Below are 22,919 nucleotides of genomic sequence, written 5' to 3' on the forward strand. Positions count from 1 at the left end.
ACCGCTCACCGCTCTCGCCGCGGCGCATCTTGTGACTCGACCTCGACCGGCACGAGGCGCGGCTGCTGTACACGTATGCGTCGCAACAGATCACGCGACGCGGCGACGCCGATCAATCCAAACATGACGGCCAAGCCGATCATCAGGTGCGTATCCATGGATGTGTCGTCCTTCAGTGGTTGCGAGGTGCCGAACGGCGGCGAATCCAGCGCGTGCGGCCAGAGCGGCGACGCGTGAACGACACGTTAACAAATCGACTGCGCGGCAGAAGTAAAGAAATGTTGCGGCGCGGCGCGTGTGTAACACGCTGTCACGCCGCGCGCCCCTCGAACGTCAACCCATGACGAACCGGTCGGTCAGGTTCGCGCGAACTGCCGCAATTCTTCCTGATCCGCCGCGAGCGTCGAGGGCAACTCGTCGCGCAGGAACTCGACCCACGTGCGGATCTTCGCATCGAGATACTGCCGCGACGGATACAGCGCATACAGGTTCATCTGCTGCGACGTGTACTCGGGCAGCAGCCACACCAGCTCGCCGCTGCGCAAACCGCTGATCGCCGAGTAGATCGGAATCAGCGCGATACCCATGCCTTGGGCGACAGCCACGACCATCGCCTCGGCCACGTTCACCTGGAACGTCGCCGAGCCGAGCGACACGAGTTCCTCGCCGTTCGGGCCGTCGAAGGTCCATTTGTCGGGCGGGTACACCGGCGTCACCATCTGCAGGCAGTTGTGCTGCGCGAGATCCGCGGGTGTTTGCGGCACGCCGTGCCGCTCCAAATACGCAGGCGACGCGCACGCAATGCTGAACGCGCTGCCAATGCGCTGCGATACGAGCCCCGAGTCCGGCAGGCCGGTGGCGAGCGTCAGCGACACGTCGAAGCCTTCGTCGAGCAGATCCGGCATGCGCTGCGCGAGCGTCAGCTCGACATGCACGTCCGGGTAGCGCTGCTGATAACGGCTAACGGCCGGCACCACGTAGTGCTGGCCGAAGCTCGTCATCGCGTGAACCTTCAGCTTGCCGGATGGGCGCGCATGGGCGTCGCTCGCCTCGGCCTCCGCCTGATCCACGTACGCGAGGATCTGCTCACAGCGCTGCAGATAGCGCTCGCCCGCCTCGGTCAGCGCGATGCGGCGCGTGGTCCGGTTCAACAGCCGCGTGCGCAGATGCGCTTCCAGATCGGAAACCGCGCGCGACGCGTAGGCCGTCGTCGTGTTCAGATGCTGCGCGGCGCCAGTGAAGCTGCCCGCTTCGACGACGCGGACGAATACGCGCATGTTTTGAAGCGTGTCCATACCTATCCTCTGTCGACCGGAGTGGGCGCTTTCGCCCTTGCTCCGATCCCATGCAACACAGTTGCGAAAAATCGGCAGCGATTGTTACACGATCAGCAATGGCCATTATCTCATGTCTTGTAAAAATGCCTTGCATCATTACCGGTTATTCCGCAATTGATCGAAAAATATAATTGCGCACAAGGTTCTATAGTCAAATTTGGAGGAAATCGTGCAGTCTCCGGTACACAAAGGGATCGCCGCAGCCTCGGTTCTTACGATCCTATTAACAATCGCCGGATGCGCAAGTACCGGGGGCGTGGCGCCGCAAACGCGCACGATCAATCCTTCATCGCTCGACGCCGGCAACGCGATTCGTGCCGCCAACGCCGATGCCCAGTGGCCCGCCGCCGACTGGTGGCGCGCCTATAACGATCCGCAGCTGAACCAGTGGGTCGCGGACGCACAGGCCGGCAATCCGAGTCTCGCGGTCGCCCAGGCGCGCGTGCGCGAGGCGGCGTCGATGGCCGGTGTCGCGCGCGCGGCGCTCGCGCCGCAAGTCAACGGCAGCCTGTCGATCCAGCGCGAGCAGTGGCCCGACAACGTTTTCTACGGGCCGGGGCCGCTCGCCGGCGAGCAGTCGTGGAACAACACCGGCACGCTCGGCCTCTCCTATCACCTCGACTTCTGGGGCAAGGACAAGAACGCCGCCGAGCGCGCGCTCGACCTCGCGCACGCGAGCGCCGCCGACGCGCGCGCCGCGCAGCTCGAACTGCAGGCGAACGTCGTGCGCACTTATATCGAGATGTCGTTGAACTATGCGCTGCTCGACATCGCGAAGGCCACGCTGCAACAACAGCAGCAAATCGTCGACCTCGCGAACCGGCGCCTGAAGGGCGGCATCGGCACGCAGCTCGAAGTGAGCCAGGCCGAAACGCCGATGCCCGAGTACGAGCGCCAGATCGACGCGATCGAGGAGAAGATCGCGCTCGGCCGCAATCAGTTGGCCGCGCTCGCGGGCAAGGGTCCGGGCGCCGGCGACGCGATCCAGCGCCCGACCTTGTCGCTCGCCGCGCCCGCCGGTCTGCCGGCCGCGCTGCCGGCGGATCTGATCGGCCACCGCCCCGACGTGGTCGCGGCGCGCTGGACGGTCGCCGCACAGGCGCGCGGCATCGACGTCGCGAAGGCCGGGTTCTATCCGGACATCAACCTGCTCGCGTCGATCGGCGGCTATGCGGCGATGGGGCCGCTGTTCCAGTTCCTGAAGAGTCCGTCGCATAGCTGGAGCGTGGGCCCCGCGCTGACGCTGCCGATCTTCGACGGCGGCCGGCTGCGCTCTCAGCTCGGCGCCGCGTCGGCGGGCTACGACGAGGCGGTCGAGCGCTACAACCAGTCGATCGTCACCGCGCTGAAGGACATCTCCGATCAGGTGATCCGCATCCGTTCGCTGACCACCCAGGCCGACGACGCCGACCGCTCGGTCGCCGCCGCGCGCAGGAACTACGATCTGTCGCGCGAGGGCTTCCGGCGCGGCTTGACCGACTATCTGAACGTGCTGGTCGCGCAGAACCAGTTGCTGCGCGCGCAGGAAGGCGTCGCCAAGGTGCAAGCCGAGCGTCTCGGCGCGCATACGTCGCTAATGACGGCGCTCGGCGGCGGTCTCGACGATCCGGCCAACGGTCCGCGGGATAGCGAAACTTTGCCGGCGCATGGCAAGGGCAGCAACGAAGGCAAGAGCGGCTCGGCGGATAGCGGCACGGCGAAGGCAAAGGCGGATGCGAATGGCAACGCCACGACAAACGCAGTCACCACCGCCACCACCGCCTCGCGCGCCCCGAACGCGCCCGCGTCCGAGTAACAAAAGCCATGTCCTCCTCGTCCTCCCCGTCGACCGCGCGCCCCGCGTCGTTCGCCGCGCTCTACGAAGCCGCCGCCCACTGGGCGCGCACCGACGGCCTCGTGTGGATGTATCTGTTCAAAGCGCTCGCCGCGTGTTTCCTCGCGCTCGGCATCGCGATGAAACTCGATCTGCCGCAGCCGCGCACCGCGATGACCACCGTGTTCATCGTGATGCAGCCGCAAAGCGGCGCGGTGTTCGCGAAAAGCTTCTACCGGATCTGCGGCACGCTGGTCGGTCTGGTCGTGATGCTCGCGCTGATCGGCCTGTTCGCGCAGCAGCCGGAGCTGTTCCTGATCACGACCGCGATCTGGGTCGGCATCTGCACCGCCGGCGCCGCACGCAATCGCAACTTCCGTTCGTACGGTTTCGTGCTGGCCGGCTACACGGCCGCGCTGATCGGCATCCCGACCTGGCAGCATCCGGATGGCGCGTTCCTCAGTGCGCTCACGCGGGTCGCCGAAGTCGTGATCGGCATCATCTGCGCGGGCGCGGTCAGCGGCCTCGTGTTTCCGCAGTTCGCCGGCCAGCAGATGCGCAGCACCGTGCGCGCGCGCTTCTCGGCCTTCGTCGAATACGTGTCGGCGTCGCTGGCCGGGCGCAACGACCGCGCGCAGATCGAAGCGACCAATGCGCGCTTCGTCGCCGACATCGTCGGTTTCGAGGCCGCGCGCAGCATGGCCATGTTCGAAGGTCCCGATTCGCGGATGCGCGGCGGGCGCCTCGCGCGTCTGAACAGCGAGTTCATGACCGCGTCGACGCGCTTTCACGCGCTGCATCAGTTGATGAACCGTCTGCGCGAGAACGGCACGCACGGCGCGGCGATCGCGATCGATGCGCTCGAGCCGTACTTCAAGGAGATCGCGCCGTTGCTCGCGAAGTCGGGCGAGCCGGTGCTGAGCGCGGCCGACGCCGCGCACGCCGCGGCGCAGCTCGACACCTACAGGAGCGAGTTGCCGAAACGCGTGCGCGCGACGCGCGACGAGCTCGAAACCCACCCCGACGCGCCGTTGCTCGATTTCGACACCGGTGCCGAGCTGCTGTACCGCTTCATCGACGACCTGCACGCGTATGCGGCGACCTACGCGTCGCTCGCGGTCGACACGCACGCGCGCGAACGCTGGATCGAGCGCTACGAACCGAAAACCAACGCGATCGCAGCCGGCGTCGCGGGCCTGCGCGCGGCCATCGTGATGCTGGTGCTCGGTGCGTTCTGGATCGCGACCGCGTGGCCGAGCGGCTCGACGCTGACGCTCGACGCGGCGGCCGTGTGCGCGCTCGCGTCGTCGTCGCCGGACCCGAAGCGCACCGCGTTCCAGATGGCCGGCGGCACGGTGCTCGCGGCGCTGATGGGCATGACCGCGGTGTTCGGCGTGTATCCGCACATCGACGGCTTCGTGATGCTGTGTGTCGCGCTCACGCCGTTCCTGCTGCTCGGCGTGTTCATGACCACGCGTGCGAAGCTCGCGGGCTACGGCGTCGGCTACTGCATCTTCTTCTGCTTCCTCGCCGGCCCCGACAACGTGATTCACTACGACCCGAGCTCGTTCATGAACGACGCGCTCGCGCTGGTGCTGTCGATGCTGGTGGCGTCGATCGCTTTTGCGGTGCTGCTGCCGCCGTCCACGCCGTGGCTGCGCAACCGCCTGCTCGTCGACCTGCGCCGCCAGGTGGTGCTGGCTGGCCGCGCGAGTCTTGCGCGCGTGCGCTCGCGCTTCGAGAGCGGTGCGCGCGATCTGATGTTCCAGATCAATTCGCTCTCGCAGAACGAGCCCGAAACGAAGCGCGACACGCTGCGCTGGCTGTTTTCGGTGCTGGAGGTCGGCAACGCGGTGATCGACCTGCGCCGCGAAATCGCGACGCTGCCCAACGAGCCGCGCTACCACAAGGCGGCGCCGTGGCGCGTCGCACTGCGCTCGCTGCGCGATGCGCTCGCGGCGCTGTTCGAGCTGCCGCGGGAGCGGCACTTCGAACGCGCGCTCGCGGCGACCGCCGATGCGATCGCTCAAGTGCAGCAGCTGATGGCCGGCTTTACGCCATCGCGCGAAGAACGCCATCAACTGCTGCGCATTCTCAGTCAACTGCATTTCATCCGTACCGCGCTGCTCGATCCGCAGTCGCCGCTCGCCTCGGCGATCGGCGCGCGCGCGCACATCTCAGAAGAAGAAGGAGCTCCTCATGCCGCGTGATATCGCCGTGCTCGATGCCTATGTGCCGGCCATTCTGCTGCTGTTCATCGCGGGCGCCGCGCTGACCTGGCTACTCGATCGCGTGATCGCCTATACGGGCCTGTATCGCGTGGTGTGGCATCCCTCCCTGTTCCGGGCGAGTTTGCTCGTGTCCGTGTGCGGCCTTCTCGGCCTCGCCGTTTATCGTTGATCAGAGTCGAAACATGACCATCCGAAATCTTGTGGGCTTCATCGCGACAGCCGTCATTTTCATCGTCGCGATCCTGATTGGCCGCGTGCTGTGGGTCCATTACATGGACGAACCGTGGACGCGCGACGGCCGCGTACGCGCCGAGATCGTCAACGTCGCGCCGGACGTGTCGGGCGCGATCGTCGATCTGCCGGTCAAGGACAACCAGTTCGTGAAGAAGGGCGACCTGCTGATGCAGATCGATCCGTCGCACTACCAGATCGCGGTCGAGCAGGCGCAGGCCGCGGTTGCCGCGCGCAAGGCCGAATTGCAGATGAAGCGCGACGACGCGCAACGGCGTGCGGACATGGACTCGCAGGTGGTGTCGAAGGAAAGCCGCGAAAACGCGACGCATACCGCGTCCGCCGCCGGTGCCGCCTATCAGCAGGCGCTCGCCGCGCTCGACGCCGCGAAGCTGAACCTCGAGCGCACGCGCGTCGTGTCGCCGGTCGATGGCTATGTGACGAACCTCTCGGTGTTCCGCGGCGACTATGCGACCGCCGGCGCGGCGAAGCTCGCGATCGTCGATAGTCACTCGTTCTGGGTGTATGGCTATTTCGAGGAAACCAAGCTGCCGCACGTGCGCATCGGCGATCAGGCCGAAGTGCGGCTGATGAGCGGCGGCACGCTGCAAGGCCATGTGGAGAGCATCTCGCGCGGCATCTACGACCGCGACAATCCGCAAAGCCACGAGCTGCTCGCGGACGTGAATCCGACCTTCAACTGGGTGCGCCTCGCGCAGCGCGTGCCGGTGCGTGTGAAGATCGACTCGGTGCCGGCCGATGTGATGCTGGCGGCGGGCACGACCTGCACGGTGGTCGTGCGGCCGGGGACGGGGTCCGGGTCTCACTCCGCGTCGGCCAATGCGAGCTGATGACCGCGCCGCTTTTTATAGGCGGAACTGCCGCATCGTCGCCTTCAGCCCTATCCGCCTTGTCGAGTGCGAGGCGGTTACGAACTTCTAACCTCTCGCCAGCGTGAAGCGGCGTCAAGGCAGCGGAAGCTTGCTGTCATCGAGCCGGCGCGGAGGATTGGCTCCCCAACGTGCTTTTATCTGTTCCGGAGTCTCGGGAGGCCATTTCACGCCCATCCTGATGATGCGATCTCGGATTTCGACCAGCTTCCTGTATGCCGGTGAATCAGGCGCGGAGGCATTAATGTCATCCCATATCCATAGTGGGAATGACTCGCCGTTAATGTTGTACGTGCTGGGGTTTGCCCCATGGTCCAGCAGGTAGTCAATCTGATCTAGCGCGCGATTTGCCAGCGCTTCATACAGCACTGAATTACGCAACGAATCACGCCGGTTCACATCTGCGCCACGCTCCACCAGCAGCTTGAGCGAGCCAGACGTCGACTCCTTTGCAACATCAAAAATTATCGGGGTGCCTTCTGCAATCAAATTTGGATCAACACCGCCGTCCAGCATCGCACGCAGGAATTCCGGGTGCGAGCTGTTGAGCATGACGCCGAGCGGATCGCCAAAATCCGGCACTTCCTGCAAAGGATCGGCCCCGGCCCTCACCACCTCCGACGCAACCGCAAGCCGATGCGGGTCGCGCTGCAACGCCTCCTGAAACGCAAAAAACAGCATCGTCATGTTCTTGCGCCCCGGCGTATTCAGGTCCGTCTTCGGCGCCAGTCGCCTGACCTGCTCCATGTCACCGCGTTCGATGGCCTGCGCCAGTTCGAGTTGCGGGCCGCTAAAAAAATCAGTGGCGGGAAATTTTTTCATTGCATGAACCACAGGAGATAGCGCCAGTAACAGCACCGGCACGATAAGGATTCGGCTGAGTGTTTTCATCGCTTTCAGCCTCGCTATGACAGTGTTTCAAGTACGGTGATGTCCTCCGCCTTCTGCTGCTCGATGCCGTCAATTGCCTGCTTGATGAAGTGCCGCGACACGGGCGAGCCGCTGCCGGGAAGGAGATACGGAGTACCGGCTGCATCGGGCAGGGGCGTCCATGTCTGTGCGACGGTCAGAATGTCGCCGTTCACATGGTACGCATTGATGTTCGATGGTGTGACCTGCCCGCCATAATGCCGGACCGTCTTCGGGTGCAGGCCCGCTGCATTGAAGCTCCAACAGTTCTTGCCGCTGGCCAAAGATGCGGCCGAACACAGACCGCCACCCAGCGAGTGCCCTGCAATATCAATTGGCGCCTGTGTGCGGCGCATCTTCCATCCAATATCTACGGCTCGCTCATAGTAAGGCGATTCCATATCCACGCTTTGGCTGAAGTTGTTCGACCAATCGGCCAGACTCGTCGTTTCGGTTCCCTTGAACGCGAGGGCGGGCTTCATATCGATACCGAAGATCGCCGAATCCGGTTCGTATAGCTGCGCCCTGAAGTTCGAGCCCTTGATTTTCAGGTCTTTTGGCTTCAAGCCATACCGATCCAGAAATTCCGTATCCCCGCTGCGGTTCGCCCACCCTTCCGGCACCGGCCCGGACGGCTCGTAGACATGATCGGAGAGTCTGGCCTTCTCCACCGCGACATTGTTGCGCGCGAGCCGTTCAGCCGCCGCCCGCACGCGCCCTGACATGGCCGCATTGCCCGCCGCAATCAGCGCCTTGCGCGTCTGCCACCGCTGCGCCTTGGTCAGTGCCTGCGGTATCTCGATGTGTGGCGGTGTCACCCTGGCTGCGCGCGCAGCGGCTAACTGGGCTTGCCAGGTGGCCGGATCATACTCGACGGACTGAATGGGTTCGCCGTCCGGATGACTGCCGGTCCTCGCAACGGGATTCCTCAGCGGCGCGCTGCGGTAACGTGACGGAAACAGGCCATTACGCGGACCTCTAATGGCAAGCAGTTTGCCCCGGCGAACCTCTTCGAGAAGAGCAACGATGACCCACCATCCATCGGTGTCGGGGTTACGGTACCGCGCGCTATGGAAAAACAGCCAGCCAGTCTTCTGGATACGCCTGACCAGCTTCCGGTCCTCCTCCCACTTCCTGTGATTCAGTGCGGCAATCTCGAGAAATTCCCGGGTCTCCGCCCTGGCCCTCTGACGGACTGCGGCCTTGCCAAGGCACGCTTTATAGTGCCACTCGTCACAGATGACGTAACAGGCACCCGGTGGCCGCTGACAGAACAGCTCCACGGAGTGCATCTCAAATACGGACAGGGACATAGGTGTGTCGTTGGTCTATCTGAAGTCGCTGCCGGAGTTGACAGCAGTCAGATAATTACCGTGCGACAGGTAGTCCGTACATGGGCGACCGCCCAAAATCGGCTTTCGATGAACCTCGCGATGTTCGGCTGCGACTATGCAACCGCCGACGCCGCGAAGCTCGCGATCGTCGATAGTCACTCGTTCTGGGTGTATGGCTATTTCGAGGAAGCCAGGCTGCCGCACGTGCGCGTCAGCGATCAGGCCGAAGTGCCTCGCGCAACGCGTGCCTGTGCGCGTGAAGATCGACTCGATGCCGGCCGATCTGATGCTGGCGGCGGGCACGACCTGCATGGTGGCCGTGCGCCCGGGAACGGGTTCCAGCTCCCACCGCACCGCTTTTTAAATCCGGAACTGCCCCACCATCGCCTTCAGCCCGCGCGCCTGATCGTCGAGCGAGCGGGCCGCGGCGGTGGCCTCCTCCACCAGCGCGGCGTTCTGCTGCGTGCCCGCGTCCATCTGCGTGACCGCGAGATTGATCGCCTCGATACCGGCGCTCTGCTCGGACGACGCCGCCGAAATCTCGCCGATGATGTCGGTCACGCGCTTCACGGCCTTGACGACTTCGTCCATCGTCTGACCGGCGTCCGCGGCGAGCGTCGAGCCATTGCCGACGCGCTCGACCGACGTCTGGATCAAGCCTTTGATCTCTTTCGCGGCCGCAGCGCTCCGTTGCGCCAGATTGCGCACTTCCGCCGCCACCACCGAAAAGCCGCGCCCCTCCTCGCCCGCGCGCGCCGCTTCGACGGCCGCGTTCAGCGCGAGGATGTTGGTCTGGAACGCGATCCCCTCGATCACGCCGATGATGTCGCCGATGCTGCGCGCGCTGTCGTTGATGTCGTTCATCGTCGCGACCACGCGGCTCACAACCGCGCCGCCCTGCTCGGCGATCTCCGACGCGTTGTTCGCGAGCGTGCTCGCCTGCTTCGCGTTGTCGGCGTTCTGACGGACCGTCGACGTCAGCTGTTCCATGCTGCTCGCGGTGCGCTCGAGCGCGAGCGCCTGCTGCTCGGTGCGTTGCGACAGGTCCAGGTTGCCCATCGAAATCTGTCCGGACGCGGTCGCGATCGCATCGGCGCTCGATGCGATGTCGGCGACCGTCGTCGCGAGTCCGCTTTGCATGTCGGACAGCGCGAACAGCATGCTCGAACGGTCCTTGCCGCCGAGCGCGATGCGATTCGACAGATCGCCCGCGGCGATGCGGCGCGCGATTTCCTTCGCGTACGCGGGCTCGCCGCCGAGCTGCGCGGTGAGCCGCCGCACGACCCACGCCGCGATGCCGAACGCGAGCACGATCAGTGCGAGCGTCATCACCGCGATCATCACGAACGACGACTGGTAGATGAAGCCGGACGCGTCGATCGTCGCCTTCGCGGCGGTGCCGCGCTGGGCGACGAGTTCGTCGACGAGCTTTTCGAGCTTGCCGGTTTCGACGAGCAGCGACACGTCCTGCGTGCCGACCTGCCAGTTCATCTGCGACAGATCGAGCGGCTGCGCTTTCACGAGCGTGACGAAGTCGCGCAGATGGGTGCTCCAGGTCCCGATCGCCGCAGCGAACGCCTTCTGCGCGGCGACCGCCTTCGCGTCGGACGGATCGACGTACTGCTGCAGCGTGCGCAGTTGCTCGTTCAGACCGGCGAGGCCGCGCTCGATGTCGGCGCCGAGTTCGTCGCGCTCCTTCGCGGTGGTCGCGGTCAGCAGCATCTTTTGCGCGCGGCTCGCGCGCAGCATGTGACCGCGCGCTTCCTCGGCGGCGCGGCTCGCGACGTGGCCCTGGTCGTAGATCGATTGCGTGGACGCGTTCAGCCGGCCGATCTGCAGCAGCGAAAACACGCCGATCAGCAGCGTGCCGGCGAGCAGGATCGCGAACGCGATCCGCAGCGTCGCCTTGACCGACAGGCCGTTGAACTTCGTTGCCGCCGCGCTCTGTGCCACTGCTTCCATAGTCCCCCACCCCATGTGTCGACGCGCCGGAAAGATCGGTTCCGGCGTCCCCGCTTGTCTCTCCGGGTCTACGGCAGCCTGCCGCGCGATCTTGAATGTCGCGCGATCAGACGGCGGCGGGTCGTGCGCCGCCGGCCGCTCCCGGTCCCATGTCCGACGCGCCGCTTCGTGAGCCGCGCATTCGCGAGCGCTTTATACCGCAGACAAAAACCCGCCAAAAATGCGTTGACAACGCGGAGCAGACGATTCGCCTTTCCCAGCCGAAAGCGAAGTCATCCTGCCCCGTGTCCGATTCGCGACAAAACTTGTCCTTACAATTCGCTCCGGCCACATTAAACTTCGGCTGAATAGTCAAAGCGCCGGTTGCCGCGACCAAACGACGCAGCAGTTGGCGGAACGCGCCTAGAAGCGCGCTGCCGCACCGGTTCCAGCGCCGATTTTTTCTCCCATTTGCCTGATCTTCTTCTACTCGCGTATGGAAACGAGCCTCGACAAAAGCGCCCTCGCCGGCGCATCCGCCACGGGGGCGAGCGCGTCCCCGGTCGCCGCCGCGCCGGCGGCCGCCAAAGTGCAGCGCACGGTGTATTCCGTGCTCGGTGCAATCAGCTTTTCGCACCTGCTCAACGACATGATCCAGTCGCTGATCCTCGCCATCTACCCGATGTTCAAGGACAACTTCTCGTTGTCGTTCGGGCAGATCGGTCTGATCACGCTGACCTACCAGATCACCGCGTCGCTGCTGCAGCCGCTCGTCGGCAGCTATACCGACAAGCATCCGAAGCCGTACTCGCTGCCGGTCGGCATGGGCTTCACGCTTGCCGGCCTGCTGCTGATGTCGGTTGCGCCGAACTTCAGCGTGCTGCTGGTCGCCGCGGCGCTGGTCGGCTGCGGGTCGTCGGTGTTTCATCCGGAGTCGTCGCGGGTCGCGCGGATGGCGTCGGGCGGCCGTCACGGTCTCGCGCAGTCGCTGTTCCAGGTTGGCGGCAATGCGGGTTCGTCGCTCGGGCCGCTGCTGGCCGCGCTGATCGTGATTCCGCATGGCCAGCGCAGCATCGCGTGGTTCTCGGCGGCGGCGCTCGTCGCGATCGTCGTGCTCACGCAGATCGGCCGCTGGTACAAGCGGCATCCGTCGGTCAGGAAAGCGCGCGGCCAGGCGGCGCATGCGGCGCTGCCGCGTAACAAGATCATCCTCGCGATGAGCGTGCTGGTGTTGCTGGTGTTCTCCAAGTACTTCTACCTCGCGAGCCTCAACAGCTATTTCACGTTCTATCTGATCGACAAGTTCCATCTGTCGGTGCAGGCCGCGCAGATTCATCTGTTCGTGTTCCTCGCGGCAGTCGCGGCGGGGACGGTGATCGGCGGGCCGATTGGCGACAGGATCGGGCGCAAGTATGTGATCTGGGTGTCGATTCTTGGCGTCGCGCCTTTCACGCTGCTGCTGCCGTATGCGAATCTGTTCTGGACAGGGGTGCTGACTGTTGTGATCGGGGTGGTGCTCGCTTCTGCGTTCTCGGCGATTCTTGTTTATGCGCAGGAGTTGATTCCTGGGAAGGTGGGGATGGTGGCGGGGTTGTTCTTTGGTTTTGCCTTTGGGTTGGGCGGCGTTGGCGCCGCGGTGCTGGGGCAATTGGCTGACGCGACTAGTATTGGGTTCGTTTATAAGGTTTGTTCGTTCTTGCCGTTGATTGGGGTGCTCACTGTTTTGTTGCCGGATGTTGAAGAGAAGCGGGTGAAGGGGTGATATCGCTGCGGGATGGGGCTTTTTTCGTTGTTCTGGTTTCTTTGGCTTTTCCTTGCTGACTTGTCGGTCTATTAGCGTTGCCCCGCGTTGCGGCGACTGCGCGGAAACGGCGCAGGCGGTCTGTCAGAACTGCCCCGTCACCTGGAATCCGAGCGTCACGCGCGCAGTTGGAAAGCCCGACGGTTTATAGATCGGCGTACCTGCAAACAGGTCATAGGCGAGCGCACCGAGCTTTGCCGATACGCTGCCGCGCGCACCGATCACCGCGCCCGCGAGTTGGGTACCGGCGAGAAATGCGGTGTTCGGCCCGAACACGCGGCCGTAGTCGATACCCGCATACACAGACTGGCCCGTCGAGCCGATGGGTAACTGAAGGTCATTGCGCCAGAAGAAACCGCGCTCGGCGGCCAGCATCGTTTCGCCGTCGAAGCCGCGCACCGTGTAGCGGCTGCCGATGGTCAGGTCATCGATATAGTTGAGCGTGTTGTTGGTGAACTGTCCGTGAACGCTTGTGACGTAGCGTAGCGGCTGGTTCGCAATCTGGAACGGCACCGACAGGTTCGCGTCGAGGACGGCCATGCGAAAGCGGTAGGTCGGGCCATTCTCGTAAAAGTCTGCTGTCGCCCCAAGTCCGCCCACACCCTGACGGTACGCGAGACTGCCGTCGAACTGCGACGCGCCGAAGTAATGACGGTCAGTTAGCCCCGCCTCGATGAAGGTGTTGTTGCGATGCTGCTGCGGAATATCGGTATCTTCGATGAAGCTCTCGCCAAAGCGCTTCGTCAGCCGGAACTGCACGCCGAGTACGTTGTTCTGGCTGCGCATGAGGACACGCGCCAGTTTGAAATCGACCGTCTGCGAATTGCCGCTCGACACGAAAGTCGTGTTGACGCCCGCGATCTGCTGGTAGTACGTGTTCGTATAGGCTGACAGCGTGCCGGTCCAATAGCCCCACGGAACGGAATAGAAGCCGTTCCAGCCGTGCGAACCGAGACCTTTGTCACCAAATTCGAGGTCCTGACTCACGCCGACGTTGAAAACGTCGTTCAGCCCGAGCGGATTGTCGATGCCAAGGCTCAGGTTGCCTTGCAGCTTGCCGGTGGCCCGCGTGCCCGAGTTGTCCACCGAGGCGACGACTGTCCACGGCTTCGCGCGCTTTACCGTGACGACAATGTCGCTTTCGCCGGGTACATCAGTCGGCTCGATTTTCATGTCCACGTCCTGACTGCTGACGCGCTTCATCTGTTCGAGTCCCTGTTCGAGGTCGCGCAGGTTCAGCAGGTCACCCTCACGGGCCGGGAAGGCGGTTTTCCACGTGCCGCGCGTGGCAGGTTCGGCGAAGCGGATCGCACGCACAACACCCGGCACCAGCGCGAACTTCAGCGTGCCGCTAGAGAGGTCCTGCTCGGGCAGCAGCACGCGCGTGGTGATGTAGCCCCGGCTCAGGATGACTTGTTGCAGTCCCTTCGTGAGCATGTCGAGTCCTGCCTTGCCCACGCATTGCGCCCTGTAGTGGTCGAGCCATTCGCGGGCGAACGCGAAGCGGTCGAGCGGCAACGCGGATGCGCCTTGCGAGCGCACGGCATCAGCTAGCGTCGCTGGCACGTCAAGCACGAACGAGTCAATGCGGAAGCACGGCGTTTCAGCCGGCAGATCTGGCCAGCCAGAGGCGCGCTCAACCGTCGAGCGCACCGAAGGCGCATTAACCGTCGCTTCGCGTTCCTGTGCATTGCGTTGCTGCTCGACCTGCTGGTTCTGCTCGGCGTTGGCGCGTGCCGCTGCTGCTTTATCCGCCGGTGTGGGCGTCGGCGTCTGCTGCGCGTGCGCGAGCGTTATCAGGGCTGTAAGCGGCAATGCCGCCAGCCTCTTTGAGACTTTCATTACTAAATTGGTCCTCGATTCTGCGAGTGGTGCTTTGATCACCCGTGTAACGTGAAAGGCCCATTGCCAGCAGTCCCTTGTACGTTGAACTTAGCCCTTAGATAAATCCATCAGCTGGTTTGCGATGTTTCGCGTGTGTGCCTCATCACCGTCAAGACAAATGCGCTCAACTTCAATCCACCGGAGATAGGTGTACAGTTCCTCAACTGTCTTGTGTTCTCGTAGCATCCGACTAACGTACGGAACATATGAGTCGTATTCGTCGTCTGCTTCCTGAAAGTCAGCAATCCCAATTGGATCCCATTCGTTAAGTAGGATTCTCTTCACGTCCAAATCAAGGCCAACGAAGGTCTTTTTCATTTTCCAGGTGCTCCGGGGATTACTGTTACAACCAATCCTGTTTTAGAGTTCGTAACAACTCTAAGGTTGTTCGCTGCATCATAGTATCCTGTCGTTCCCTCTCGGGTAGGATAGGTGACACCGTTCTCGATCGTGTTCTTCACCGCCGAGGGCGGAACACCTCGACCTTGCATTTGATCTATCGAATGACCTGAGTAGTCCAACCCGTTGATAGTTGTTGGCGCGTTTGTGCCGCGCGGCACATTCATCGGACTACCGTTCATTCCTGTGGGTGTACTCGGACTTTTGGCAGCGTCGCCGCCATCGTTCAGCGTTGCATTATCGGACACATACCCCGGCAGACCGGGGACAGCGTTCAGCACCTGTCCCGCGCCATTCGCCAGCACCATCCCCGGACTAGCAGCGGGCGGCACGCCACCACCCATGCCAATGATCGCACTCAGGCCGTTCGCAATGCCTTGCAGTGCGAGGGAGAACAGGGACGGCGATTTCTTACCAGGGTCGCCCGTCAATGCACGTTCATCATCCATCGACTGGTTGTACAGTTGCACGTTCGACGCCATCGCCGCGCCCGCTGTACCGCCGACCGCAGCGCCAGCTACGCCCGCGGCGATGTTGGCCGCGAGATTGCCGATCAGGTCCGATCCCGTCGCTGACGCTACACCCTTCGAGATATCGTTCAGCGAACCGGCCATCTTCGACGCCACGCCCGCGCCAGCAGCACCGCCAATCGTACTGAACGCGCTACCGCCACCGAACCCACCAATCAGCGCACCGCCCGCAACGTGCAGTCCGGCGCGCGAATCGCCGCCTTCCTTCCAGTTGTTGTAGTCAGCCGCTGCTGCGGCCATGCCTTCGCTGTCGCCGCGATCGGACGCGGCCTTGTAGGCTGCCGCCGCTTCGTCGCGCTTCATGTCCGCGTACGCGCCGATACCTTGCGACACCGCCTGACCCGCCGCCTGCGCGGCCTGCATCGTGTCGGCCTGCTGCGACAGGATAGCGTTCACGTCCGGCGTATTCGCAACTGTGCCGTTCGTATTCGTCGTGTCGCGCGACAGGTTCGCCACGTCCTGAGTCTGGCCGGCGCTGTTCGTCACGTTGATCGTGCCCGCGCTGATCGCGCTGCGCGTCGTTGCGCTCTCGTCGCCGCTTTCGTTCTGCGAGATCATCGGCGTAACGCCCGGTGTGCCACTCACCGAACCCGGACCCGTCGCCTTGCCTGTGTTGCCTATGCCCACGCCCGCGCTGATCCCGTTGCTGTTGGCGCTGTAGTGCGACTGGTTCCGGATATCGCTGAACGTGAGCGTGCCGGTCGTCAGGCTGTTCTGCGACGCGTCGGCCGTGCTCGATATCACGCCGCCCGTCAGGTCCGTGTTGCCCTTGACGTTGATGTTGAACCCGCCATCTCCCGCATTGATGCCAGCCTGTTCGTTGACGCCCGCGTAGTTCGAATCGGCATGGCCGTTCTGCGCGCTGAAGCTGGCGCTGCCGCCGCCCTGGCTGATCGTGAACCCGCCGCCCGTGCTGCTCTGGTGCGCGGCGCTGTTCGTCACGTCCTGCACACTCACGATATTCAGGTTGCCGCCGACGTCAGCCGCGATCTGCTTGCCGTTGATCTGCGAGCCGATCACGTTCGTGTCGCCGCCCGATATCACCGTGACGCTGTTCGCGCCGTTCACATGCGAAGCATTCTGGATCGACGCGTCACTGTTCGCATCGCCATGCGCGTTCGACATCGCAGCCGAGACACCAAAGCCGCCGCCCAGCGTGTACTGCACGCCAACGCTTGCGCTGCTGGAACTGTTCGAGCTGCGCGTCGAATCGGTGTCGGTCGTGTTGATGACGTTCACGTGGTTTTTCGCGGCCAGAATGACATCGTTAGCGCTGACGTTCGATCCGGCGATAGTCAGGTCGCCGTTCGTTGCCACGAATCCCGCCGTGCCGCCTGCCTGCACGCTGGAGCCACGCTGCATCGTCTGATCTTCCGACGACTGGCTTTCGCTTTTGCTCGATCCGATGCTGACCTTGATACCGATATCTGGCTTGCCGTCCGCTGTCACTCCCGCAGACGTCAGACCGGTCAGGGCCACGTCACCAGCCGCCGCGATGCTGTGCAGCGCAGCCGCACGGTCGTTACCCGTGCTGGCCGAATTCTTCGCGGCCTGACTTTCCGAATACGCGTTGTTGATCGCATCGCCGACCGAACCCGCCAGACCAATCGTGAGGCCGCTGCTGCTGGTCTTCTGCGTCTGCGCCTGGTGCGAGGTATCGGTGGCCGCGTCGATGATGACGTTCGCCGCCGTGCCAGCGAGGTTCCCACCTGCGACAAGGTCGCTGCCCGTGACGTGCAGGGTGTTGCCCGCCTGGATCGACAGATCGCCGTTCAGCGAGCCGACCGTGCTCGCGTTGTTCGTGACACCCGATGCCTCACTGGTCGTCGCGAGCTTGTTGGTGCCGACCGTCACGCTCAGGCCGCTTGTTCCCAGGCCCGTGCGCTTCTCCTGGTAACTGCTGGACGACTGCATGATGTCCTGCGTCGTCGTGATATTCACGTCATGCGCAGCACTGAACGCGACATCGTTCGTGCCGACAATCGTGCTGCCTTTCACATTGATGTCGTTACCGCTGGCGATGGTCACGGCGTCTGCGGAAACCAGGCTGCCCTGCGAGAGCGTGGCGGTGGTGTTGCTCGAACTCGCGACTTCCTTGCCGCTCACGATAGTGCTGTGGCTGTGCTGCTCCTGCGAATTGTCGACATGGGTTGCGGTGGCCGCGCCGATATTCACGTTGTTCGCTGCCGCCAGCGTCGCCGCCCCCTGGTCGAGACTGATCGTGCTGCCGATGAGGTTGAGATCGTGGCCCGATGCGACGGTCAGTGAATCTCCGGCATGGAGCGTCGTCCCTGTCAGGGCATCGGCTGAGGTATGCTGCGACGCTGAATAGCTGACGTGGCTATCGCTACCGGAACTGCTGCTGTCGACGGTCGAGGTCGCCTTCGCCGCCTGGAGCGTGACGTCGCCGTTCGCCGCAACCGTCCCGCCACCGCCCAGGTTGATATCAGCGCCCGTCGCGGTCAGGTTGCCGCCCACGCCGATCTGCGAGACGCCGCCTACGTTAATCGAACTGCCTGTCGTCTGGTTGAAGTCGGTATTCGACACGCCGTTCGCGCCCGCGACCACCTTATGCTCGCCGGTCTGCACCGAGCCGAGATCGTAGTTGCCGCCCACGGCCATGCCGAGGTTGCCGCCCACGTTCAGGTTGCCGCCGTTCTGCTCAAGGTTGCCCCCCGTCACAATCGCCGCGTCGCCCTTGACGTTGAGGTTCGCAATCGGGCCAAGCGCGGTCGTGCTGCGTGTCGCTCCCGTCGCGCTGACCTGATCGACGGTCTTCACCGCCGTGTTCAGCGACAGGTCGCCGCCCGCGTTCAGCGCGAGGCTGCTCGCATTCACCGTGGCCGAGGTCAGGTCCACATTGCCCGTGGTCGCCAGCGACATCAGGCCGCCGCTTTGCAGCTTGCCGAACGCGTTGTCGATCTGCTGGCCCTGGATCGACAGCGTATTGCCTGCCTGCATCGTGCCGCTATTCGTGAACGTCTGCGTGTTCTGAAGGTCGATGTCGGTCGCCGCAATCAACGGCCCGTTCATGTCCTGCTGGCTGGCCTTCGCGAGATAGACGACGGGCACGAGTACCGGTTGCCCGCTGACGGTCTCGGTCTGCATGATGATGACGTTGCTCGTGAGCGCGGCCACCTGTTCAGCCGACAGGCTCATGCCGAGCGGCAGATCGAGCGACTTCGACAGTGACGCGCCCGCGTCGAGCAGCGCCTGATACATCGACTGAAGGTCGGTGTACGGGCCGAGTACCGCGTTGCCAGTGAGCGACGTAATCTGGTTCCGGACCAGTTGCTGTTCGTAGAATCCGTCGCCCAGGCGCTTTCCCGTCGTCTGCGGATTCAGGCCAAGCTGTTGCAGGTAGTAGTCGCTCGGTATGAATGACTTCTGGTTCGTGAACGCCGGGTTGGTCTCGATCAGGTAGGTTGCACCCGGTGAGGTGGCGGGGCTGAACAGCCCGCCCTGGGGAATCGAGAGGTTTTGCAGCACGTTCTGCGCCGTCGCACTGGCGATGACCGGATTGACGAGGCCGCCGCCGCTGACTGCGCCGACAGTCACGCCGCCCCGCGACTGGCCGGGGGCAAGACCGGGCGATGGGATGCCTGCATTGCCCGCCGTGTTATCGATGTTCACGCCCGTGCCGGAAAGCGTGCTGCCCGCGACAAACGTCGATTCGTAGCTCGGCAGCGCGTAGGTGCGGATGTCAGCCGGCGCGACCTGGTAGCCGCCTGGATTGGAGGTCACGAACGTCGCGTTGCCGAACGGCAACTGCCAGTTGTGTTCGGTGTTGTCGTAATTGTTGTAGTGATACTGGCCTGAATAGGTTACCTGCACGCCGGGCGCAAGTTGCCCGCGCCAGCTATTCTGGTCGAGCGTCACGGGCGCGGCGATGTTGCCGACGGCCGCGACCGCGCTCCAGTAGTTCTGGAATAGCCCCACTTTCGACGCATCCAGGTTGCCGCCCGCCATGATCTGCGCCTGCGGGCTGATGGAGGCGATCAGGTTCGCCACCGCCACGCCCGTGTAAGTCGTGTACTGGTAGCCGCTATTCCACTGGCCGCCGTGCGGCGGGATCGTGTACACACCGCCAATCATGGTCAGGAATGCCGGGTTATCCGGCTGGGAGATGGCCCAGCCTATGTCCTGACCGGAGCAGGCGGCCATGTCGACCGCCGTGCAGCCCGACAGGCTGATGCCGAGCTGCGCGAGCAGGGCCGGATCGACCGACTGGTTAAGACCCGTCGTGGTCATCGTCGTGCGCGTGTTCGTCACCTGAGCGGTGTGCAGTTCCATGTTGCCGGCCGACTCGATCAGCGCCGACTGGTTGCGGATCAGGTTCGCGCTGGTATAACTGCCGTCCGCGTTTTTTCCACCCGCCAGCACCACCTTGCCAAGACCGTATATCGCGGTGGTCGCCTGCGTGTCGGTCGTCGTGGTGTCGTCGCGGTTCTCGATATCGGGTGCGAGCAGTTCGAGCGTTCCGTTACTGTCCGTCGCACCGATCAGCGCGGTCGGCCCGACGTTCGTGATCGATTGCGTCGCGTTCAGCGAGACGCTGCCGCCGACCATCGCGCCCGTATTCTCCAGCGTGTTCGAATGCGTCGCGAGCGTGCCGCCCGCCATCATGACGCCGCTGTTCTGCACATCGGCGGCATGGACGTTCAGGTTGTTCGTCGCCTCAACCAGCGCGCGATTGCTGAACGTGCCCGGCAGGGTAAAGGACAGGTCATGACCGGCGTTGAAATGCACATCGGGCGTCGGCGCGAAATCGCCCTGAACGCTCACTGCCACGTCATAAGCCGCGCTGTACGTACCACCGCCCGTCAGCGTCGCGGCATTCACGGACAGATCATGCGTCGCGCCAATCTGGCCGTTCGCGTTCGTCACTGCGCCGGTCGTCGTGATGGCAACGTCGCCGGTCGAGCCCGCAAAACTGCCGATCCTGCCGCCGCTGTTGTCGACGGTAGCCGCCTGAACCGCGAGGCTCGCGCCGCTCAGTTGACCACCCTGGGTATTGGAGAGCGATGACGTGTCGACGGCCACATGACCGTTACCCGTCATGACACCGCCACTGTTGACGATCTGGCTGCCACCCTGCACGGTCGCATCGCCCGTGCCGAGGTTGCTGATGAGACCGTTCGTATTGTCGATCGACGCAGCCTGAACGCCGAGCGTGCTCGCATCGCCCGCCGCGCCCGTGCCCGACTGGATCTGTCCGTTCGTATTCGTCAGCGCGCCGCCACTGGCGAGCGAGAGGGACGCGAGCGAGCGCATCGCGCCCTGCGTATTGTTGATATTGCCAGCGATGCTCGCCGCGATATTTCCCCGCGCGGCGAACACGCCCGTCGCGTTGTTCAGGCTCCCGGCCTGCGCCGCGATCTGACCGGCAGTGGTGATCGTTCCGTCAACGTTCGAGATTGACCCGGCTCCGTTACCCGGCGCAATCGTCAGCGTGCCGGTACCCGCATGCGTAATCGTGCCGCCATCGTTGTCGAGCGCGGCCGGTGCAAGGGTGAGGTCCGTGCTGTTGGTCTGGAGTGTGCCGCCTGCCGAGTTGTCGAGCGTTCCGGTCACGTCGAGCGTCGTCGCGCCGGTTCCGGTTTGCGTGATCGTGCCGCCGTGGTTGACGAGATTCGTTCCGTGCAGCGCGATCTGGTTCGCGCTGATCGCGCCCGCGCTGTTGTCGATTGTCGTGGCGCTCGCGCTCACCACCTGACCGGCCGCGATCGTGCCGGAACTGGTCAGCACCGTGCCCGCCGAGACGGTCGTGTTGCCGTTGGCGGCCAGGATGCCGCCGTTGAATAGCGTCTGCACAGCGCTGGCGATCAGCGACTGCACTGCCATGATCGAACCCGCGTTGGCAAGTTGCCCGGCCTGCGCGGTCACGCTCCCGTTGCCGCCGATGGTGCCGCCCGCGCCGTTGTTCAGCAGGCCCGCCGTAAAGACGCTCAGGCCATCGCCATTGAGTGAGGCGATGTGGCCTGCCGTATTGTCGAGGCTGCCTGCGTTCGCCGTTAGCGCCCCCGCCGCCTGCATCGTGCCGCCCGCGTTCGACACAGCTCCTATCACGCTAGCCGTCAGCGGACCACCCGAAACGATCTGGCCGTTGCGGTTCGAGAGTGCACCAGCCGTGATGGTCTGTGCGCCGCCCGACGACATTGCGCCGCTGTCGTTCGTGAGTGTGCCCGCCGCGCGAGCGTCGAGCGTGCCGCCCGCCGTCGTGGTCGCACCCGACAGGTTCAGGTCACCGTTGTTCGCAGCGAGTGAAAGCGCGCCATTCGCCGAATTGGTCGCGCCCGCGAGATTGACCGCCGCGCCGCTCACGCTCGCATTGCCGCCTGCCACATTGCGGCCGGTTGCCGTCACCGCGCCGGATGCGCTGATATTCAGGTCGCCCGTCTGCGCGAGCGAGCCTTCGCCGTTCACGCCCGCCGCAAGCGTGCCGGTCGAACTCACCGAGTCAGCGTTCAGCGAAGTATTCTGCTGCGCGGCCACCATGCCGCTGTTCGTGACCGTACCGCTGGCCGAAAGCGTCGCGCTTTGCTGCGCGTAGGTTGTGCCGCTGTTCTGGATATCGCCAGCGGTGGCGGCAAGATTGCCGTTCGCGCTGGTCTTGCCGGTGAGGGACAGCAGGCCGTTCGATTGCAGCGTCAGGTCGCCCGTCTGCGCGGCGATTACGCCCTGGTTCGAAACACCTACACCGTACTCGTTGCTCGCCAGAAAAATACGCCCGCTGTACATGCCGCCCAGCTGGCTCACATCGATCGAGACGGCCGGTGCGGGTCCGTCGCCTGCAATCGGCGTGAACGCCAGTGAGTCGTGACCGATCTGGTTTGCACCGGCGATAACATTCAGGTTTTTCCCGGCGTACGCCTCCGCATTGACCTGCACCGCTCGGGCCAGCAGGTCAACCTGATCCACGGTCGAGCCGTCGAGTCCCGCTCCCTGCACGGTGATGTTGCCGCGCGTCACATTGAAACCGGTGAGCGAACCATCCGGGGCAAAGTTCGGCGTGCCTGTCGTCAGGATGGCGCGCGAGGTATTCAGAAACCCGCCGCCGTTCACCGAAATGCCGGAACCGTTGGCGATCACCACCTCTGCGCGTTGTCCTGCCACTTCGAGCATGCCGTTGATCTGACTCGCCGCGCTGCTGTTGACCTGGTTCACGATGATGCGCGCAGCCTGGTTCGCCCCGAAGTTCGGGTTGCCGTTGATCTGCCCGGCCTGCTGGGTGCCCGTCATCACGGGTGAATTGTTCAGAATCGCGCCTGAACGTGAGACGTCAAATTGCGAATAGGTATTCAGTGATACGCCACCACTCCCAGAGGGCCGGTTCACGTTCACCTGTGGTAATCCGTTCGCCGTACTGATCACGTTCGGCCCGTTCGCGCCATTGGGGACGATCTGCGCGTCCGACAGAGCGGGAGCGAATCCGGCGAGTACCAGCACGGCAAAGGCCACGTGGCGCATCGCGAACTGCATGATGGAAACCGGAGTGCAAGGCGCGCGGGTTTCGCCGTCACCGGTCCGGCCATGGGAGACGGCTGTTTCTGCGACGGCAACGAGCATGCCCCGACAGCGGCTGAATACCAGCCGGAAAATGTTCTTATTCATTTTGC

General features: G+C 63.9%; 13 protein-coding genes and 2 pseudogenes. 6 read left to right on the top strand and 9 right to left on the bottom strand.

Features of this window, described 5'->3' with window-relative positions; translation table 11 throughout:
- Positions 1-5: 5 nt before the first annotated feature.
- Positions 6-158, bottom strand: coding sequence for a hypothetical protein (locus VSR82_RS03810; protein ID WP_368586537.1), 153 nt, complete (start codon positions 156-158; stop codon positions 6-8).
- 198 nt (positions 159-356) lie between these two features.
- On the bottom strand, positions 357-1,295 hold the full coding sequence (locus VSR82_RS03815; protein ID WP_368586538.1) for a LysR family transcriptional regulator: 939 nt from the start codon (positions 1,293-1,295) through the stop codon (positions 357-359).
- 211 nt (positions 1,296-1,506) lie between these two features.
- Between VSR82_RS03815 and VSR82_RS03820 the strand changes: the two genes are divergently transcribed.
- The 4 genes from VSR82_RS03820 to VSR82_RS03835 are packed head-to-tail and all read left to right on the top strand — an operon-like array spanning position 1,507 to position 6,463.
- Positions 1,507-3,132 carry an efflux transporter outer membrane subunit gene (locus VSR82_RS03820; RefSeq protein ID WP_429458609.1) on the top strand — a complete coding sequence of 542 codons (1,626 nt, stop codon included), beginning with the start codon at positions 1,507-1,509 and terminating at the stop codon, positions 3,130-3,132.
- 8 nt (positions 3,133-3,140) lie between these two features.
- Positions 3,141-5,360: an FUSC family protein gene (locus VSR82_RS03825; protein ID WP_498857494.1), complete on the top strand. Its 2,220-nt coding sequence runs from the start codon at positions 3,141-3,143 to the stop codon at positions 5,358-5,360.
- Entirely contained in the window at positions 5,350-5,550 is a 201-nt protein-coding gene (locus tag VSR82_RS03830; RefSeq protein ID WP_013089944.1) for a DUF1656 domain-containing protein, read from the top strand. The genes VSR82_RS03825 and VSR82_RS03830 overlap by 11 nt, the downstream gene beginning before the upstream one ends.
- A 13-nt stretch (positions 5,551-5,563) precedes the next feature.
- Entirely contained in the window at positions 5,564-6,463 is a 900-nt protein-coding gene (locus VSR82_RS03835; protein WP_429458604.1) for an efflux RND transporter periplasmic adaptor subunit, read from the top strand.
- Between the two features lie 114 nt (positions 6,464-6,577).
- On the opposite strand, the gene VSR82_RS03840 is transcribed toward VSR82_RS03835, so the two are convergent.
- Together VSR82_RS03840 and VSR82_RS03845 are read right to left on the bottom strand one after the other, a co-directional pair.
- Positions 6,578-7,393, bottom strand: coding sequence for an ankyrin repeat domain-containing protein (locus tag VSR82_RS03840; RefSeq protein ID WP_498857495.1), 816 nt, complete (start codon positions 7,391-7,393; stop codon positions 6,578-6,580).
- A gap of 14 nt (positions 7,394-7,407) precedes the next feature.
- On the bottom strand, positions 7,408-8,724 hold the full coding sequence (locus VSR82_RS03845) for a Tle-like phospholipase domain-containing protein (RefSeq protein WP_498857496.1): 1,317 nt from the start codon (positions 8,722-8,724) through the stop codon (positions 7,408-7,410).
- A 111-nt stretch (positions 8,725-8,835) separates the two neighbouring features.
- On the opposite strand from VSR82_RS03845, the pseudogene VSR82_RS03850 reads away from it, so the two are divergent.
- Positions 8,836-9,109: pseudogene (locus VSR82_RS03850) on the top strand (efflux transporter periplasmic adaptor subunit); the annotation flags it as partial.
- Here VSR82_RS03850 and VSR82_RS03855 read toward each other — a convergent pair.
- Positions 9,106-10,707 (bottom strand): methyl-accepting chemotaxis protein, encoded by a 1,602-nt coding sequence (locus VSR82_RS03855; protein ID WP_429458598.1) that lies wholly within the window; start codon positions 10,705-10,707, stop codon positions 9,106-9,108. The pseudogene VSR82_RS03850 and the gene VSR82_RS03855 sit on opposite strands and share 4 nt — an antisense overlap.
- 475 nt (positions 10,708-11,182) lie before the next feature.
- Between VSR82_RS03855 and VSR82_RS03860 the strand changes: the two genes are divergently transcribed.
- Complete coding sequence (locus tag VSR82_RS03860) at positions 11,183-12,448, top strand: MFS transporter (RefSeq protein ID WP_368587183.1); 1,266 nt, start codon at positions 11,183-11,185, stop codon at positions 12,446-12,448.
- A 123-nt stretch (positions 12,449-12,571) separates the two neighbouring features.
- Here VSR82_RS03860 and VSR82_RS03865 read toward each other — a convergent pair whose 3' ends face one another.
- From VSR82_RS03865 to VSR82_RS03880, 4 genes and pseudogenes are all read right to left on the bottom strand, one after another.
- Positions 12,572-14,329 carry a ShlB/FhaC/HecB family hemolysin secretion/activation protein gene (locus tag VSR82_RS03865; RefSeq protein WP_498857497.1) on the bottom strand — a complete coding sequence of 586 codons (1,758 nt, stop codon included), beginning with the start codon at positions 14,327-14,329 and terminating at the stop codon, positions 12,572-12,574.
- Between the two features lie 90 nt (positions 14,330-14,419).
- Complete coding sequence (locus tag VSR82_RS03870) at positions 14,420-14,689, bottom strand: hypothetical protein (RefSeq protein WP_410847781.1); 270 nt, start codon at positions 14,687-14,689, stop codon at positions 14,420-14,422.
- Positions 14,686-22,782, bottom strand: coding sequence for a hemagglutinin repeat-containing protein (locus VSR82_RS03875; protein WP_498857513.1), 8,097 nt, complete (start codon positions 22,780-22,782; stop codon positions 14,686-14,688). The genes VSR82_RS03870 and VSR82_RS03875 overlap by 4 nt, the downstream gene beginning before the upstream one ends.
- Positions 22,783-22,854: 72 nt before the next feature.
- Positions 22,855-22,914: pseudogene (locus VSR82_RS03880) on the bottom strand (ESPR-type extended signal peptide-containing protein); the annotation flags it as partial.
- Positions 22,915-22,919 lie beyond the last annotated feature (5 nt).

It is taken from the genome of Burkholderia sp. JPY481, assembly GCF_038900515.1.
Classification (GTDB): Bacteria; Pseudomonadota; Gammaproteobacteria; order Burkholderiales; family Burkholderiaceae; genus Paraburkholderia; species Paraburkholderia youngii.

Bases quoted from the DNA above. Each gene is read 5' to 3' on its own strand.
- VSR82_RS03815 (WP_368586538.1), bottom strand. From the start codon at position 1,295: ATGGACACGCTTCAAAACATGCGCGTATTCGTCCGCGTCGTCGAAGCG.
- VSR82_RS03840 (WP_498857495.1), bottom strand. From the start codon at position 7,393: ATGAAAACACTCAGCCGAATCCTTATCGTGCCGGTGCTGTTACTGGCG.
- VSR82_RS03835 (WP_429458604.1), top strand. From the start codon at position 5,564: ATGACCATCCGAAATCTTGTGGGCTTCATCGCGACAGCCGTCATTTTC.
- VSR82_RS03830 (WP_013089944.1), top strand. From the start codon at position 5,350: ATGCCGCGTGATATCGCCGTGCTCGATGCCTATGTGCCGGCCATTCTG.
- VSR82_RS03825 (WP_498857494.1), top strand. From the start codon at position 3,141: ATGTCCTCCTCGTCCTCCCCGTCGACCGCGCGCCCCGCGTCGTTCGCC.
- VSR82_RS03875 (WP_498857513.1), bottom strand. From the start codon at position 22,782: ATGCAGTTCGCGATGCGCCACGTGGCCTTTGCCGTGCTGGTACTCGCC.
- VSR82_RS03855 (WP_429458598.1), bottom strand. From the start codon at position 10,707: ATGGAAGCAGTGGCACAGAGCGCGGCGGCAACGAAGTTCAACGGCCTG.
- VSR82_RS03870 (WP_410847781.1), bottom strand. From the start codon at position 14,689: ATGAAAAAGACCTTCGTTGGCCTTGATTTGGACGTGAAGAGAATCCTA.
- VSR82_RS03865 (WP_498857497.1), bottom strand. From the start codon at position 14,329: ATGAAAGTCTCAAAGAGGCTGGCGGCATTGCCGCTTACAGCCCTGATA.
- VSR82_RS03845 (WP_498857496.1), bottom strand. From the start codon at position 8,724: ATGTCCCTGTCCGTATTTGAGATGCACTCCGTGGAGCTGTTCTGTCAG.
- VSR82_RS03810 (WP_368586537.1), bottom strand. From the start codon at position 158: ATGGATACGCACCTGATGATCGGCTTGGCCGTCATGTTTGGATTGATC.
- VSR82_RS03860 (WP_368587183.1), top strand. From the start codon at position 11,183: ATGGAAACGAGCCTCGACAAAAGCGCCCTCGCCGGCGCATCCGCCACG.